Below are 13,309 nucleotides of genomic sequence, written 5' to 3'. Positions count from 1 at the left end.
AGTCTTCAACCACGCTTATGTGGTTTCCTGCGTTTTTTACGGTATTATCAAATCGTTAATAAATCAGAATAAAGGTAAATGTCATGTCTGACACCTCTTTTCGCTCTTTGCGCTTAGTGGCCGGAGTTACGGCCATTATCACCTTAAGTGCCTGTAGTAACCTGGGTAGTACACAACCAGACGATGAATCTAAACCGGCTGAAGTTACCGGCACTAGCCAGCTAACACCTGAAAAGATCTTTGCCAGCGACATCTTTAGCATTGATCGTCCCGCCCCTACGCGTTGGCTGGAAGACGGCTCAGGTTACACCACCCTGGAACAATCTGATTCAGCCGATGGTCGCGATATTGTGCGCTATCATCCGGAGACTAACGAACGCACCGTGTTAGTCAGCGCCGAGCAGCTTACGCCACAGGGTAGAGATAAAGCACTGCATATTGCTGACTACGTCTGGTCCGACGATGGCGACAAAGTATTAATTTTCACCAATACCAAACGCTCATGGCGTACTCACACTTTAGGCGATTACTGGGTACTAGACCGCAGCAACAACGAACTGCGAAAGCTCGGCGGTAATGCTCCCGAGTCGACCCTTCAGTTTGCCAAGTTTAACCCGCAGGGCACCAAAGTCGCCTATGTGATGCAGAACAACATTTACGTGCAGGACCTTCGCAGCTTTACAATTAATGCCCTGACCAGTGACGGTAACGAAACCATTGTAAACGGCACCTTTGACTGGGTGAATGAAGAGGAATTCTTCCTGCGTGACGGTTTCCGCTGGAGCCCCAATGGCAAGCACATTGCTTATTGGCAGCTGGACACAGAGGGTACGCCGGTATTCACCATGATTAATAACACCGACGAGCTGTACCCTACGCTTAAAGAATTTCCTTACCCGAAAGTGGGTGAAACCAACGCTGCCATGCGCATTGGCGTTATGCCAGCCAGCGGCGGTAAAACTCAGTGGATGGATATTCCAGGTGATCCGCGTCAACATTACCTGGTGCGTATGAACTGGGCCGGGAACAGCGAGCAGCTGTTAATTCAGCAACTGACTCGCAAACAACACATTAACCGCGCCTTTATCAGCGATATTGAAACCGGTCGTAGTCAGGAGCTGTTACGCGAAAGCACCGACTCGTGGGCCGAGTATGTAGACGACATTCACTTTTTAAATGATGGTCGCGAATTTACCTGGCTAAGCGAGCGCAGTGGTTACCGCCATATTTACCGTGTGCAACGCGACTCGGGCAGAACCACCGCCGTTACCCGCGGTAACTGGGACGTTGTTGAAGTGCTGCGTGTCAACGAAGATAACGGTTGGGTCTACTTTATTGCGTCACCTGAAACACCGTTAGAGCGTTATTTGTTCCGCGCCAGCCTAGACGGCAGTGGTCGCTTAGAACGTCTGACGCCAGATATGGAAGGTACTCACAGCTACAGTATTTCGCAAGACGCCAAATACGCAGAGCACACCTTTCACTCTGTGAATCAGGTGCCTGTAACCAAGATGATTTCTTTGCCAGACCATAAGGTTATTCGTACGGTCGTCGATAACACTGACGCCCAAAAAGCGGTTGAAAACGTCGAGAAACAACCGGTTGAGTTTTTCCGTGTTGAGGCGCGCGACGGCCTTGAACTGGATGGCTACATCATGAAGCCAACCGACTTTGACCCGAGCAAAGAATATCCTATTTTGCTCTACGTTTACGGCGAACCCTGGGGGCAGACTGTGGCCAATAAATGGGGTGGCTCGTTGTATTTGTGGCACACCATGCTGACACAACAGGGCTATATTGTTGCCTCCATTGATAACCGGGGCACTAAGTCACCACGCGGCTTTGACTGGCGCCGTTCTATCTACAAAAACCTGGGCGTTGTCACCGTACGCGACCAGTACGACGCGCTGCAACAAATGCTGGAACGCTGGGACTTTATTGATGAAAGTCGTGTTGGTATTTGGGGACACAGCGGCGGTGGTTCACAAACCCTGAATGCGCTTTTCCGTTATCCGGACGCCTACAACATGGGTATGGCGCTGGCACCAGTACCCGACTTAACCTTGTACGACACCATTTATCAGGAGCGTTACTCCGGGTTATTGCCGGAATCAGCAGAGCGCTACAAAGAGACCTCAGCGATTACTCATGCTGAGAATCTGGAAGGTGACTTATTGTTAGTGCATGGTACAGGCGACGACAACGTCCACTTCCAGGGCAGTGAGCGCTTAGTTAACGAACTGATTAAACACGGTAAGCAATTTGAATTTTTTGCTTACCCGAACCGCTCGCATGGTATTTACGAGGGTGAAGGCACCACTTTGCACCTGCGCACCATGATGACCGAGTTCGTCAAAGAAAACTTACCGGCAGGTGGTCGTTAAGAACAGTGCTGTAAACTGATCTTTCGATTGCCACTATCGGTATTAGAAGCATGACAACCCCGTGTCTTTATTTGCAAGATACGGGGTTTTTATTCAAGATATGCGCAGTTTTTGAATTAAGCACAGGAGTTAAGCAGTATGAGCAGACATTATGACTATCTGGCGATAGGTGCCGGCAGTGGCGGTATTGCCTCAGCCAACCGTGCCGCCATTCGTGGTGCAAAGGCCGCCGTTATTGAAGCAAAATTTGTTGGCGGTACCTGCGTAAACGTGGGTTGTGTACCTAAGAAAGTCATGTGGTATGGCGCTCATATTGCAGAAGCTATCAAGTATTCGCCGTCCTATGGCTTTGACCTTGAACAAAAAGGTTTTGACTGGGCAACCATCGTTCATAATCGCGAAGCCTACATAGAGCGCATTCATGGCGGTTATCACCGTGGTTTCCAAAGCAACGGCGTTGAATTTATTGAAGGCTTCGCCAAGTTTGTCGACCACAAAACCGTTGAAGTCAACGGCGAACAAATTACGGCTGACCATATTACGATTGCCACCGGTGGACGCCCAATGATCCCTGAAATTCCGGGCGCAGAGCATGGTATCGACTCTGACGGCTTTTTTGCATTAACCGAACAGCCTAAGAAAGCAGCTGTTGTTGGTGCTGGCTATATTGCCGTTGAAATTGCCGGCGTCTTCCATGCACTGGGCACAGACACGCATTTGCTGGTACGTCGAGACCGACCGCTGCGCACCTTCGACAAAGACATTACCGACGGTTTACTGGAACGCATGAAGCAGGACGGCCCTGAACTTCATACAGAAACCACGGTTCGTGAAGTGGTTAAGCAAGACGATGGTACCTTAACGCTGCACTTTGAAGGCGGTAAAACCATGGACGGCGTGGACTGTCTGGTATGGGCCATAGGCCGCGTGCCGTCCACGGACAACATCAACCTGGAATGCACCGGTGTTGAACTGGATAACGATGGCTACATTAATGTCGATAAGTTCCAGAATACCAACGTACAAGGCATTTACGCTGTTGGTGATAATACCGGCGCGGCCGCACTCACACCGGTTGCTATCAAAGCCGGACGATTGCTCGCAGAACGCTTGTTTAACAACATGCCGAACGCGCATATGGACTTTGAAAACATTCCAACCGTTGTATTCAGCCATCCAACCATTGGTACTGTTGGCCTGAGCGAAGAAGACGCGAAGCTGAAATTCGGTGAAGAGAATATTAGCGTTTATAAGTCATCTTTTGCGGCTATGTACAATGCCGTCACACCACACCGTGCGCTCAGCTACTTTAAGCTGGTTTGCCACGGCAAAGAAGAAAAAGTAGTTGGTATTCACGGTATTGGCGAAGGCATGGATGAGATCTTACAAGGCTTCGCCGTTGCCCTGAAAATGGGCGCTACCAAAGCGGATTTAGACTCTACGGTTGCGCTGCATCCGACCAGTGCCGAAGAGTTTGTTACATTGAAGTAATCAGCTTCAAACTCATTTCAAAAAGGACTGCATCAAGCCTTCTGAATATTCAGGAGGCTTAGCCCCTTCAGTAGGGCCTTTAGATAAATGTACTCTTTTTCCTAGTGATTCCATCCGGCAGCAATAATCGCCATTCCGGTTAGGGTAAAAGCAGCCCCCACGGCATCGTACATAGACAGCGATGCCCCTTCCACGGCTTTTAACCAGAGAAGCGCAGTAACCACATACACGCCACCATAAGCCGCATAAACTCGTCCACTTTCCGCCGGATGCAGAGTCAACAGCCAGGCAAATAATGCCAGACTAATAGCCGCCGGAATCAATAACCAGGCACTTCCATCTTTTTTCAACCATAGGTAAGGTAAGTAGCAACCTATAATTTCAGCAATAGCGGTTATAAAAAACAGTCCAAATGTTTTAGCGAGTAACAAAGCCGACATATTCAGCGCCTTCAAATAGGGAAATACGATGATGCGTTCTACTATAAAAGAAATGATGACATACAACACTTTACTCTTCAGTTGCTTCTTAGCCCTTACGCTGTCCTCTTTGAGCATCGCTAACGCCGTAACAATAGAACCCAAGTGCAGTTATGACAAAGAAAAAATGCTAGAACTAAGCCCCAAAGCGTTTGATCAAAACTATGAAGAAGGCTGGCCCTCATTAGTTAAAAATGGTGAATGCCTAGAGACAGCCGCTGATCTCATTCACACCTATTACACAAAAAATGAAATTTCTACGGGAGCGATGAGAACCTTCGTCTGGCACGAAGGGCAGCTTCGGGCTGAAGTAGGGCAATATCAACAAGCTATTCGTCTAATGCAACAAGCGACAAAGCCAGCTGATAAAGACAGTTCAGGCTGGAATCATTATGTTCATGCGACCATCGCCTTCTTAAAATCGGATATGAAACAACTCAGAGCGCTTAGAGAAGAACTGGCGTCTGTCCCCAAGCCAGAAGGTTTTAACCCGAAAGATGCCAACGGGAACCCTATACAAGTAGACTGGCCACCCAATTTAGCTATTGTAGATAAATTTATCCTCTGTTTCGGTCAACCATATTCAGAGGCTTACGGCGGATGCACGAAAGAAACACAACCTTAAATGAGAAGCTTTATGCATTATTTACTACAGTATCAAATCTCTGACGATTACATGGAAAAAAGAGCGTTATACCGAGATGCTCACCTCTCTCTGGCCTGGCAAGCGGTAGAACGAGGCGAGCTTATACTTGGCGGTGCCGTTGGAGAACAGGTTGAAAGTGCTCAGCTGTTATTTAATGTTAACGACCCTAAGATAGTCGAAGCCTTTGCAGAAGCAGATCCTTATGTCATCAATGGGTTAGTGACTCAGTACAGAATTTCACCCTGGAATACGGTTGTTGGTGAGCACGCTTCTAATCCGGTTACATAAAGAGCGGCTAAGCCGTCCCATCTCAACAGGATAATTAAACTCTGCCGAAACTCAGTGATTAATAATGGATGATCATAAACTCACAACCTGCCGGCAGTAGGTCGTTTTCACTTTTCGTCACCACCAGTTTATCTGCTGTTTTCATACCGGCATAAGTTTTCACCTCAACCTGTGAAAAGATAAATATCACAGGCTCTTTCATATGCTCAAAGTTGGCGTATACAGTATCAGGCAATACCGACTGATAACTTCCCGCATAGGAGGTAATGTCATCCTGTTCTATATCCAGGTTTACCGCGGCCTCAGCTTTAAACTCAAGAATCATGCGCTGATCATTGCAATGTTTCTCACTGCCACGAAGCACTGGAGGAAGCGTTAGCTCTTCAGCATCTCCTCTTATATAAAGCCCGACATTACGCCCTTTGTAGTAATGCTTCTGCTGATAAAATTTTTGATAAGTGATTGGAGAGTAACTTTGCTGGCGAATAACACGCTCAAGCTTATCGAAAAATTCGAGATTTTCGTTCGCGGGGTTGGTGGCAACAACCACATCCGGAAATTCTTTAGGAACTCGAACACCAGACGTTGTTTTTACGGTAAACCCATTTTCAGATAATGCGCTTACCAGCTCTTGTTTATTCTTCTCTGGTAGTCTCTCGGTTGTTAAAAAAACAGTTGGAGAGGAGCATCCAGTTATGATCAGCAAAGCCAGTGACGATATCAACCGTTTCAATTTCAAACATCCTTGTCGTTTTAGTAGTAAAACTACTCTCACAATCTGTTACAAATTAGTCAACAAATAGTTAACAGTCGCACTTTAATAACCCCGGCAATCCTCGCTATTATGGTTCTATAATTATCAAAGGAATCCATTCTATGAAAAAGTTACTACTTGCGAGCGCTATTAGCTCCGCCTTATTATCCGCAGGCTGCAGTCAACCAGCGACCGAAACCAGCACACAGCAAAGTGCTATTGCCGGGGAAGTTATTAAAAGCCCCAACGATCAGCGTGAGTATCGTGTATTAACTCTGGATAACAATATTGAAATTATGTTGGTGTCTGATCCTAATACGGATAAGTCTGCCGCATCGTTAAGTGTTGGTGTCGGCTTACTGCAGGACCCTGAAACACAACAGGGCATGGCGCACTATCTGGAGCATATGCTGTTCCTGGGCACCGAGAAATACCCGGACACTAATGGCTACAGCGAATTTATGAGTAATAACGGTGGTAGTCAGAATGCTTACACCTGGCTGGATATCACCAACTACATGTTTAAAGTCAATAACGATGCCTACAATGAGGGCCTGGATCGCTTCTCGGACTTTTTCAAAGCTCCTAAGTTGTATCCAGAGTATGTCGACAAAGAACGTAATGCAGTTAATGCCGAGTGGTCTATGCGCCGCGAGATGGACTTTTTTGGTCAGTTCAAACTGGGCCGACTGCTTTTGGGCAAACACCCGTCTAACCGCTTCCTTATCGGTAATCTGGACAGCTTAAGCGACAAAGAAGGCAGCGAGCTTCATCAGGAAACTGTGGATTTTTATAACCGTTTTTATTCTTCCAATATCATGAAAGTTGCCATGATAAGCAACCGTTCGTTAGAAGAAATGGAAGAGCTGGCCCGCAAGCATTTTGCCAGCATTGAAGATGACGGTATTGAAGAGCCTGAGGTTACTGCTCAAATTAACTTCGACGATGTCGGGAAAAAACGCATTCATTATGTGCCGAATGAAGATGTTAAACAGCTGAAACTTGAGTTCATTATTAACGACAACCAAGACCAGTTCGCGGTTAAACCAAACCGCTATGTCAGCTATTTGCTTGGCTCTGAAATGCCGGGCACCCCAGCACAACAATTGAAAGATGCCGGTCTAATTGCCAATTTAAACGCATCGGCACAGCCTACTTTCTACGGCAACTACGGCGTTCTGGCAATTGACGTTGAGCTAACCAATGCCGGTATGAAGCAGCGTGAAGAAATTGTTGCTCTCATTATGAAGTACATTGATAAAGTTCGTGCTGAAGGCGTTGATGAGAAGTACTTTAACGAAATTAAAACCAGCCTGAGCAATCGCTTCCGTTTCTTAGAAAAAGGTGACGAATTCAGTTACGTTTCTAACCTGGCTGAAGCCATGCAAAATTTCCCGGCTGAATACGCTATCAGTGCTCCTTACGAGTATCAGGAGTTTGACCCTGAGGCCATACGCTCTGTTTTGTCTCAGCTAACTCCGGAGCATTTGCGTGTTTGGTACATCAGCCAGGATGAACCGCACGACAGTCAGCTCGACTTTTACGAAGGTAAGTACAAAGTTGTGGATATACCGCAAGAAGAAATCGCAAGCTGGGACCAGGAGCCCCAAATGGCGATTAATCTGCCTAAGGTAAATACACTTTTACCCGAAAACTTTGCCATTAAACAGAACGATGCTTTTGACAAACCTCAGGTGGTTATTGAAGACGATGGTATTCAGGTTTGGCAGTACCCAAGTCAACTATACAGCGATCAACCTCGGGGTGTATTCAACATTCAAATCAATAACGCGGCCCCGCTTGAAAGTGCAAAAGCGAATGTTTTAACCGCTTTGTGGCGCGACTTATACAATATGAATATTAGCGCGCTTGATACCGAAGCAAATATTGCCGGAATGAACATCAGCCTAAGCGACAGCACCGGCCTCACGCTGACGGTGTCAGGTTTCACCGATAAGCAGCCTCAACTGCTGGAAAGGGCAATTAACAACCTGAGTTTTACAGTTGAACAGCAAGCTTTTGAGCAAGCAGTTGATCGCTATATTAGAGAGCTTAACAACAAGGGGCAGCAATTCCCTATTTACCAAAGCTTCGATGCTTACGGGCAGTTGATCCGCGAAGGTGGGTTTAATCAGGAAGAGTTAGTTGAAACAGCAGGTTCTGTAAGTGCAGAAGACTTATCGAACTACATGAATACCATGCTGAGTAATAATGCTATTCGCATTTTCGCTTTTGGTAACTACGATAAAGCAGGGCTTAATGAGTCGGTTAAACGCATTAAGGACAGCTTACCGAAGAATCGTGAAGTAACAGACTTTGAGCAGGCTCAGTTCTGGGAACCTCAACCAGAGCAATCTATTGTGCTGCGCCGTGACTTAGAGGTCGCTGATGTTGCACTGGTTGATGCACACATCCATCCACAGCCCGGTTTTGAGTCGTTAGCTGCCGGTACGGTATTACAAAGTCACTTCCGTACCGTTGCTTTCGATACGCTGCGTACAGAAGAACAGTTAGCCTACGCAGTTGGCGCCTTTGCTCCAAGCTTAGACCAGTACGCCGGCTTTGGGTTATACATCCAAACTCCGGTGAAAAATGTTGCCGATATGCAGGAACGCTTTGACAGCTTCAAGAAAGAATACTGGGAAGACCTGCAGGGTATGACTGAGGAAGAGTTCAATCAACTTAAGCAAAGCACGCTCATTACCTTGAACGAAACACCAAAGAACCTTAACGAGGAGGTGTCTCCGCTTCTGGCCGATTTGAGACTGCAACGCTTTGAGTTTGATAGCAAAGAGCAACTGATTAAGGCTGTTGAGGGTGTCACATTGGAAAACGCAAAAGCCTTCTATCAGGAAACTCTGTTAAACCCGGATGCTGCTCGTATTTCGGTACAACTACGAGGCACTAAATTTGCTGATGAACCATACGCAGATTTACCGAATCAAACGGTAATTTCTGATCTGGCGGAATTCCAGCAGGAGATGAAAAAGCAGTAATTAACCAATGAGGCAATAAAATGAAGACCTTTATTAAGTGGTTTATTTACTCAACTATTATGGTGGCAGCTTTCTGCCACCATGCTTTACAAGCTAAAGAGTATCAGGAGGAACTGGAAGGCGTATGGCGCGGAGAGCTTGTCCTTCAAGAAGGTGTTAGCATTACGCTTGGTATTAATGTCGATAACGGCCAGCTAACTCTCGATAGCCCGAACCAGGGCATGTTTGACCACCAACCCACGAAGTTTTCAGTTAAGGGTAATAAGATAGAGTTCACCGATACAAGCCTCGGGGCCAGTTATCAGGGTGCTCTGAATGATGGTCAGTTAGAGGGCACATTCACACAAGGTAAAGAGCGCAGTATTACCATGCATAAGCTAACTCAGGAAGACAAAGCCCGCCTTACCTACGAAGCAACCTACAAAGGTGATTTGCCCGTCAGTGAAAACTCGAGTTTACCCTTACAAGTGAATATTGCCGTTGTGCACGACGGGTATATTGCGACTTTAGACAGTCCGGCTCAGCAAAGCTTTAGTATACCTTTGACTGACGTTCATATTGATAACAACACACTCAGCTTTAAGTCGCCGATGATTCAGGCGAGCTTTAACGGGAAAAAGACAACAAAAGGCTACGAAGGAACTTTCAAACAGGGGCAGGAATTTCCTCTCACCTTCAAAAAAGCCGGTTCGGATGAGAAACAGGCCAGCACACCGACACCCGAGTTGGGCGAGCATGGTGCAGCGGTTGCCATCATTGACCAAGATGAAATCAAAACCCAGTTTTATGGCGAGCATGACCATAATACACAATACGAAATTGGCTCGGTCACAAAAACCATGGTGGCTTATTTGCTGGCCCATGCAGTAGTTAATGAGTCTACAACCCTTGATACCCCGGTCAACGAGTTTTGGCCGCAAGCACCCGATACAGTGACTCTGGGACAGCTTGCCACACACCACAGCGGGCTGCCCCGACTTCCTGAAAATTTATTAAGTAAGGCCGACCAGACAGACCCTTACGCTCATTATGGTCAGTCAGAATTGGAAAGTGCCTTGGCTGAGGTAGAGCCCGGTGCCAACAATTACGAATATTCCAACTTCGGGTATGGCTTACTGGCAGAGTCACTCGCTAAGAGTGCAGAAAAAGCTTTTCCTGAGCTGTTAAATGACGTTGTGTTTGAACCTTTCAGTATGCCGGATACTTATGTGGCAACCCGTAAAGAAAATACTTCAGGCTCCCTGTCAAAAGGACATAATGTCTTGGGCGACGTAGTACCTCACTGGCACTTTCAATCTCTGGCCGGCGCCGGAGCTGTCGTTTCTACACTGAATGATATGGCCAACTACACCAGAGCAATCATGCGAAAAAGTGCAGAAGGCGATACCACTGTCGAGCAGTTACTTGCCCCACAAAAAAACATTGAAGGCTGCTGCCAGCAGGCTTTAGCCTGGCTTATTAGCGAAGACGAAAACGGTAAAGCCTACGCCTGGCACAACGGACAAACAGCCGGGTTCAGCAGTTTTGTTGGCTTTTACCTCGATGGCTCAAGGGCTGTCGTTATGCTAAACGCACAATCGATACCGGTAAATGATGAAGCCATTAAACGACTGACCCAGAATGCAGGAGGCCAATAAGTTCAGACCACACCTTGCTCTATCATGGCGTCGGCAACTTTACGGAAACCCGCAATGTTTGCGCCAAGAACCAAGTTGGACGGGTGCCCGAAATCTTCTGCAGTGCGTTTTGCGTCCTGATAGATATTCCGCATAATGTCTTTGAGCTTTTCGTCCACTTCTTCAAAGTCCCAGCGCAGCATACTGGCATTTTGCACCATTTCTAACTGACTTGTTGCAACACCGCCGGCATTAGCAGCTTTCCCGGGGCCGTATGCGGCACCACTTTCAATAAAGAGATCAACGGCGGCCTGTGTTGAAGGCATGTTCGCGCCTTCTACAATACATTTACAGCCATTCTCCAAAAGTGACTGAGCGTCTTTTTCGGTCAGCTCGTTCTGAGTTGCACAAGGGAAAGCTAAGTCGGCTTTATAACGCCAAACCGTATGACCGTCTTTAGGGTAATCGTCCCGGGGCGTATATTCCGCGTTATTATGAGTTTCAAGATACTCTTCCAACCGCCCTTTTTGCTCTTCTTTAATGCGCTTAACCAGGTCAAGATCAATACCTTGCTCATGATAAATCGTACCGCTGGAATCACTGCAGCTTACGGGCTTGGCTCCTAAGTCATACAGCTTCTCCATAGCGTATATAGCAACGTTGCCAGAGCCGGAAATTAAACAGCGCTTGCCTTCCAGCGAGTCACCTTTGTCATCCATCATGCACTGCGCAAAATAAACTGCACCGTACCCGGTGGCTTCTTTACGGACATGAGACCCGCCCCACAGCAGACTTTTACCTGTAAGCACGCCGTCAAAGCGGTTTGCCAAACGCTTATACTGACCAAATAAGTAACCAATTTCGCGCGACCCCACGCCAATATCCCCGGCAGGCACATCCGTATTGGGTCCAATATGACGGTAAAGCTCGCTCATGAAAGACTGGCAGAACCGCATAATTTCAGCATCGGACTTTCCTTTCGGGTTAAAGTTGGCACCACCTTTACCGCCACCAATGGGTAGCCCGGTTAATGCATTCTTAAAAATTTGCTCAAACCCAAGGAATTTAATAATGCCGGCATTGACGCTTGGGTGAAAACGTAAACCACCTTTGTAGGGGCCTAGCGCCGAGTTAAACTCAATTCGATAGCCTTTATTCACCTGAATATTACCGTCGTCATCCATCCAGGGAACCCGAAACATAATCTGCCGTTCAGGTTCAACCAAGCGTTCAATAATAGAATGCTCACGATATTTAGGCCGCTCTTCCAGAAGTGGCTCTATCGACTCCAGCACATCTTCTACCGCCTGATAGAATTCAACTTGAGCGGGGCTCGTTTGTTTTAATTTTTCAATGGTTTCTTTTATGTAGCTCATTGACCTACCTGTTATTGTGTACAGAGCATGATTTACAGTTTGCACCTACTAGTAACGTATACCAGTGAGTTTAGATCGCCACTATTTTAAGACAACCCGGTTACGTCCCGACTTTTTAGCAGAGTACAGGTTCTCATCAGCGCGTTTTAATATGCTATCGGGTGTATCCCCGGGCTCTTTTAAAGTCGCTCCTAAACTGATCGTTATTTTTACGGTTTTTGCAGCATCTTTTTTTCCGCGAGCGTCCTTGCCTTTGCGTTTACTGTCAGGTCGCGAGGGCTCCCTTAATTTAAGCGGATAATTCGCCACTTTGCTGCGCACACTTTCTAATGTACTTTTCAATTTGTCCGGGTCGCTGTGAGAAAAAACCAGAGTGAACTCTTCGCCACCATAACGGTACGCTTTAAAACCCCGATGTTCTCTCAAAATACTGCCAAGCAACCTTAATACCTGATCACCCACCTCATGCCCGTAACGATCATTAAACTTCTTAAAGTAATCGACATCGAGCATGCACACCGCACTGCGCCTGCGTAAATGCTGCAATTGACTGACCAGTGCTCTGCGTTGCGGTAATCCAGTCAACTCGTCAATGTAAGCCAACTTCAACATCTGATCGGCCAATGCCGATAATAGGCCAATTACCGCCGCGACCGAGGCCCAGGTTGACGCATCCCGATGGTCAACAACCAGCAGAAAAACCATCAGTGCCAGCCATGAAGCCCACTGGCTCCAGGCAAAGGACGATGAGCCTTTATACAATAGGAAAGTTGCCCAACTTCCTCCCATTGCAACAATCCAAAGAAGCAAACCAACAGCAAGTCCAGTGTCTTCCCAGTCAGGCAGAGTCAGCAGTTCAACTGGGCTCAGGGTTGCAACTGAGTTAGCAACCGGCCCCAAAAGCAAAGCTAAGGGTAAAATTCCCACAACAATAAATAGAAGAACACCCTTTAGCGTCAGTAAGGTTGGCTGTTTTATAAAGGCTAATAACAGGGCACTGACCGATAACCAAACAGGAAACGCCTGATACAGTTGTGATACTTCTTTTTGCGCCAGTGGTTGCTGCAACCCCAGTTGAATCGTTGCATAACTACCTCCAACCCAGGCGCACCAATAAAACCAGTGCCATTGCCGGAAAAAGGCGGCCAGTAAAAACACAATACCCAGGCCCGCAGAAACGGCACCCGGCACCGGCAGCTGAATTTGCGTCAACCATTCAGGATAAAGCCAGGCAACCAAGGCCCAGAGAATTGCCGGTAATGCTGCAATAAATCCCAAA

The 13,309-nt window shown here is 47.1% G+C and carries 10 protein-coding genes; 6 read left to right on the top strand and 4 right to left on the bottom strand.

The window, feature by feature from the left end:
* Nucleotides 1-83 precede the first annotated feature (83 nt).
* Both VBY75_RS12375 and gorA read left to right on the top strand, forming a co-directional pair.
* Nucleotides 84-2,384, top strand: a complete 2,301-nt coding sequence (locus tag VBY75_RS12375) for a S9 family peptidase (RefSeq protein ID WP_416512798.1) — start codon at nt 84-86, stop codon at nt 2,382-2,384.
* 138 nt (nt 2,385-2,522) lie between these two features.
* Entirely contained in the window at nt 2,523-3,875 is a 1,353-nt protein-coding gene (gorA, locus tag VBY75_RS12370) for a glutathione-disulfide reductase (protein WP_416512796.1), read from the top strand.
* Nucleotides 3,876-3,976: 101 nt separating this feature from the next.
* Here the strand turns inward: gorA and VBY75_RS12365 are convergent, their stop codons facing one another.
* Nucleotides 3,977-4,315 (bottom strand): YnfA family protein, encoded by a 339-nt coding sequence (locus VBY75_RS12365; protein ID WP_416512794.1) that lies wholly within the window; start codon nt 4,313-4,315, stop codon nt 3,977-3,979.
* Between the two features lie 28 nt (nt 4,316-4,343).
* Here VBY75_RS12365 and VBY75_RS12360 point away from each other — a divergent pair, with 28 nt between their 5' ends.
* Both VBY75_RS12360 and VBY75_RS12355 read left to right on the top strand, forming a co-directional pair.
* Nucleotides 4,344-4,979, top strand: a complete 636-nt coding sequence (locus VBY75_RS12360) for a hypothetical protein (protein ID WP_416512792.1) — start codon at nt 4,344-4,346, stop codon at nt 4,977-4,979.
* A gap of 12 nt (nt 4,980-4,991) precedes the next feature.
* Nucleotides 4,992-5,288 carry a YciI-like protein gene (locus VBY75_RS12355; RefSeq protein WP_416512790.1) on the top strand — a complete coding sequence of 99 codons (297 nt, stop codon included), beginning with the start codon at nt 4,992-4,994 and terminating at the stop codon, nt 5,286-5,288.
* A gap of 58 nt (nt 5,289-5,346) precedes the next feature.
* On the opposite strand, the gene VBY75_RS12350 is transcribed toward VBY75_RS12355, so the two are convergent.
* Entirely contained in the window at nt 5,347-6,021 is a 675-nt protein-coding gene (locus VBY75_RS12350) for a hypothetical protein (protein ID WP_416512788.1), read from the bottom strand.
* 143 nt (nt 6,022-6,164) lie between these two features.
* On the opposite strand from VBY75_RS12350, the gene VBY75_RS12345 reads away from it, so the two are divergent.
* Together VBY75_RS12345 and VBY75_RS12340 are read left to right on the top strand one after the other, a co-directional pair.
* Nucleotides 6,165-9,038 (top strand): insulinase family protein, encoded by a 2,874-nt coding sequence (locus VBY75_RS12345; RefSeq protein ID WP_416512786.1) that lies wholly within the window; start codon nt 6,165-6,167, stop codon nt 9,036-9,038.
* A 20-nt stretch (nt 9,039-9,058) separates the two neighbouring features.
* Nucleotides 9,059-10,675, top strand: a complete 1,617-nt coding sequence (locus VBY75_RS12340; protein ID WP_416512784.1) for a serine hydrolase domain-containing protein — start codon at nt 9,059-9,061, stop codon at nt 10,673-10,675.
* Between the two features lie 2 nt (nt 10,676-10,677).
* Here the strand turns inward: VBY75_RS12340 and gdhA are convergent, their stop codons facing one another.
* Both gdhA and VBY75_RS12330 read right to left on the bottom strand, forming a co-directional pair.
* The gene (gene gdhA / locus VBY75_RS12335; protein ID WP_222235874.1) at nt 10,678-12,030 is read right to left on the bottom strand and encodes an NADP-specific glutamate dehydrogenase; all 1,353 of its coding nucleotides are present in this window, start codon (nt 12,028-12,030) and stop codon (nt 10,678-10,680) included.
* Between the two features lie 81 nt (nt 12,031-12,111).
* Nucleotides 12,112-13,308, bottom strand: a complete 1,197-nt coding sequence (locus VBY75_RS12330) for a GGDEF domain-containing protein (protein ID WP_416512782.1) — start codon at nt 13,306-13,308, stop codon at nt 12,112-12,114.
* Between the last annotated feature and the right edge of the window lies 1 nt (nt 13,309).

It is taken from the genome of Idiomarina sp. HB (genome assembly GCF_048059115.1).
Lineage (GTDB): Bacteria > Pseudomonadota > Gammaproteobacteria > Enterobacterales > Alteromonadaceae > Idiomarina > Idiomarina abyssalis.
The sequence above is the reverse complement of the archived record's forward strand: the minus strand, read 5'-3'. Positions and strand labels throughout refer to the sequence as shown.

What these genes read in the sequence shown, in the direction of transcription:
- VBY75_RS12375 (WP_416512798.1), top strand. Translation starts at nt 84, where the DNA reads ATGTCTGACACCTCTTTTCGCTCTTTGCGCTTAGTGGCCGGAGTTACG.
- gorA (WP_416512796.1), top strand. Translation starts at nt 2,523, where the DNA reads ATGAGCAGACATTATGACTATCTGGCGATAGGTGCCGGCAGTGGCGGT.
- VBY75_RS12365 (WP_416512794.1), bottom strand. Translation starts at nt 4,315, where the DNA reads ATGTCGGCTTTGTTACTCGCTAAAACATTTGGACTGTTTTTTATAACC.
- VBY75_RS12360 (WP_416512792.1), top strand. Translation starts at nt 4,344, where the DNA reads ATGATGCGTTCTACTATAAAAGAAATGATGACATACAACACTTTACTC.
- VBY75_RS12355 (WP_416512790.1), top strand. Translation starts at nt 4,992, where the DNA reads ATGCATTATTTACTACAGTATCAAATCTCTGACGATTACATGGAAAAA.
- VBY75_RS12345 (WP_416512786.1), top strand. Translation starts at nt 6,165, where the DNA reads ATGAAAAAGTTACTACTTGCGAGCGCTATTAGCTCCGCCTTATTATCC.
- VBY75_RS12340 (WP_416512784.1), top strand. Translation starts at nt 9,059, where the DNA reads ATGAAGACCTTTATTAAGTGGTTTATTTACTCAACTATTATGGTGGCA.
- gdhA (WP_222235874.1), bottom strand. Translation starts at nt 12,030, where the DNA reads ATGAGCTACATAAAAGAAACCATTGAAAAATTAAAACAAACGAGCCCC.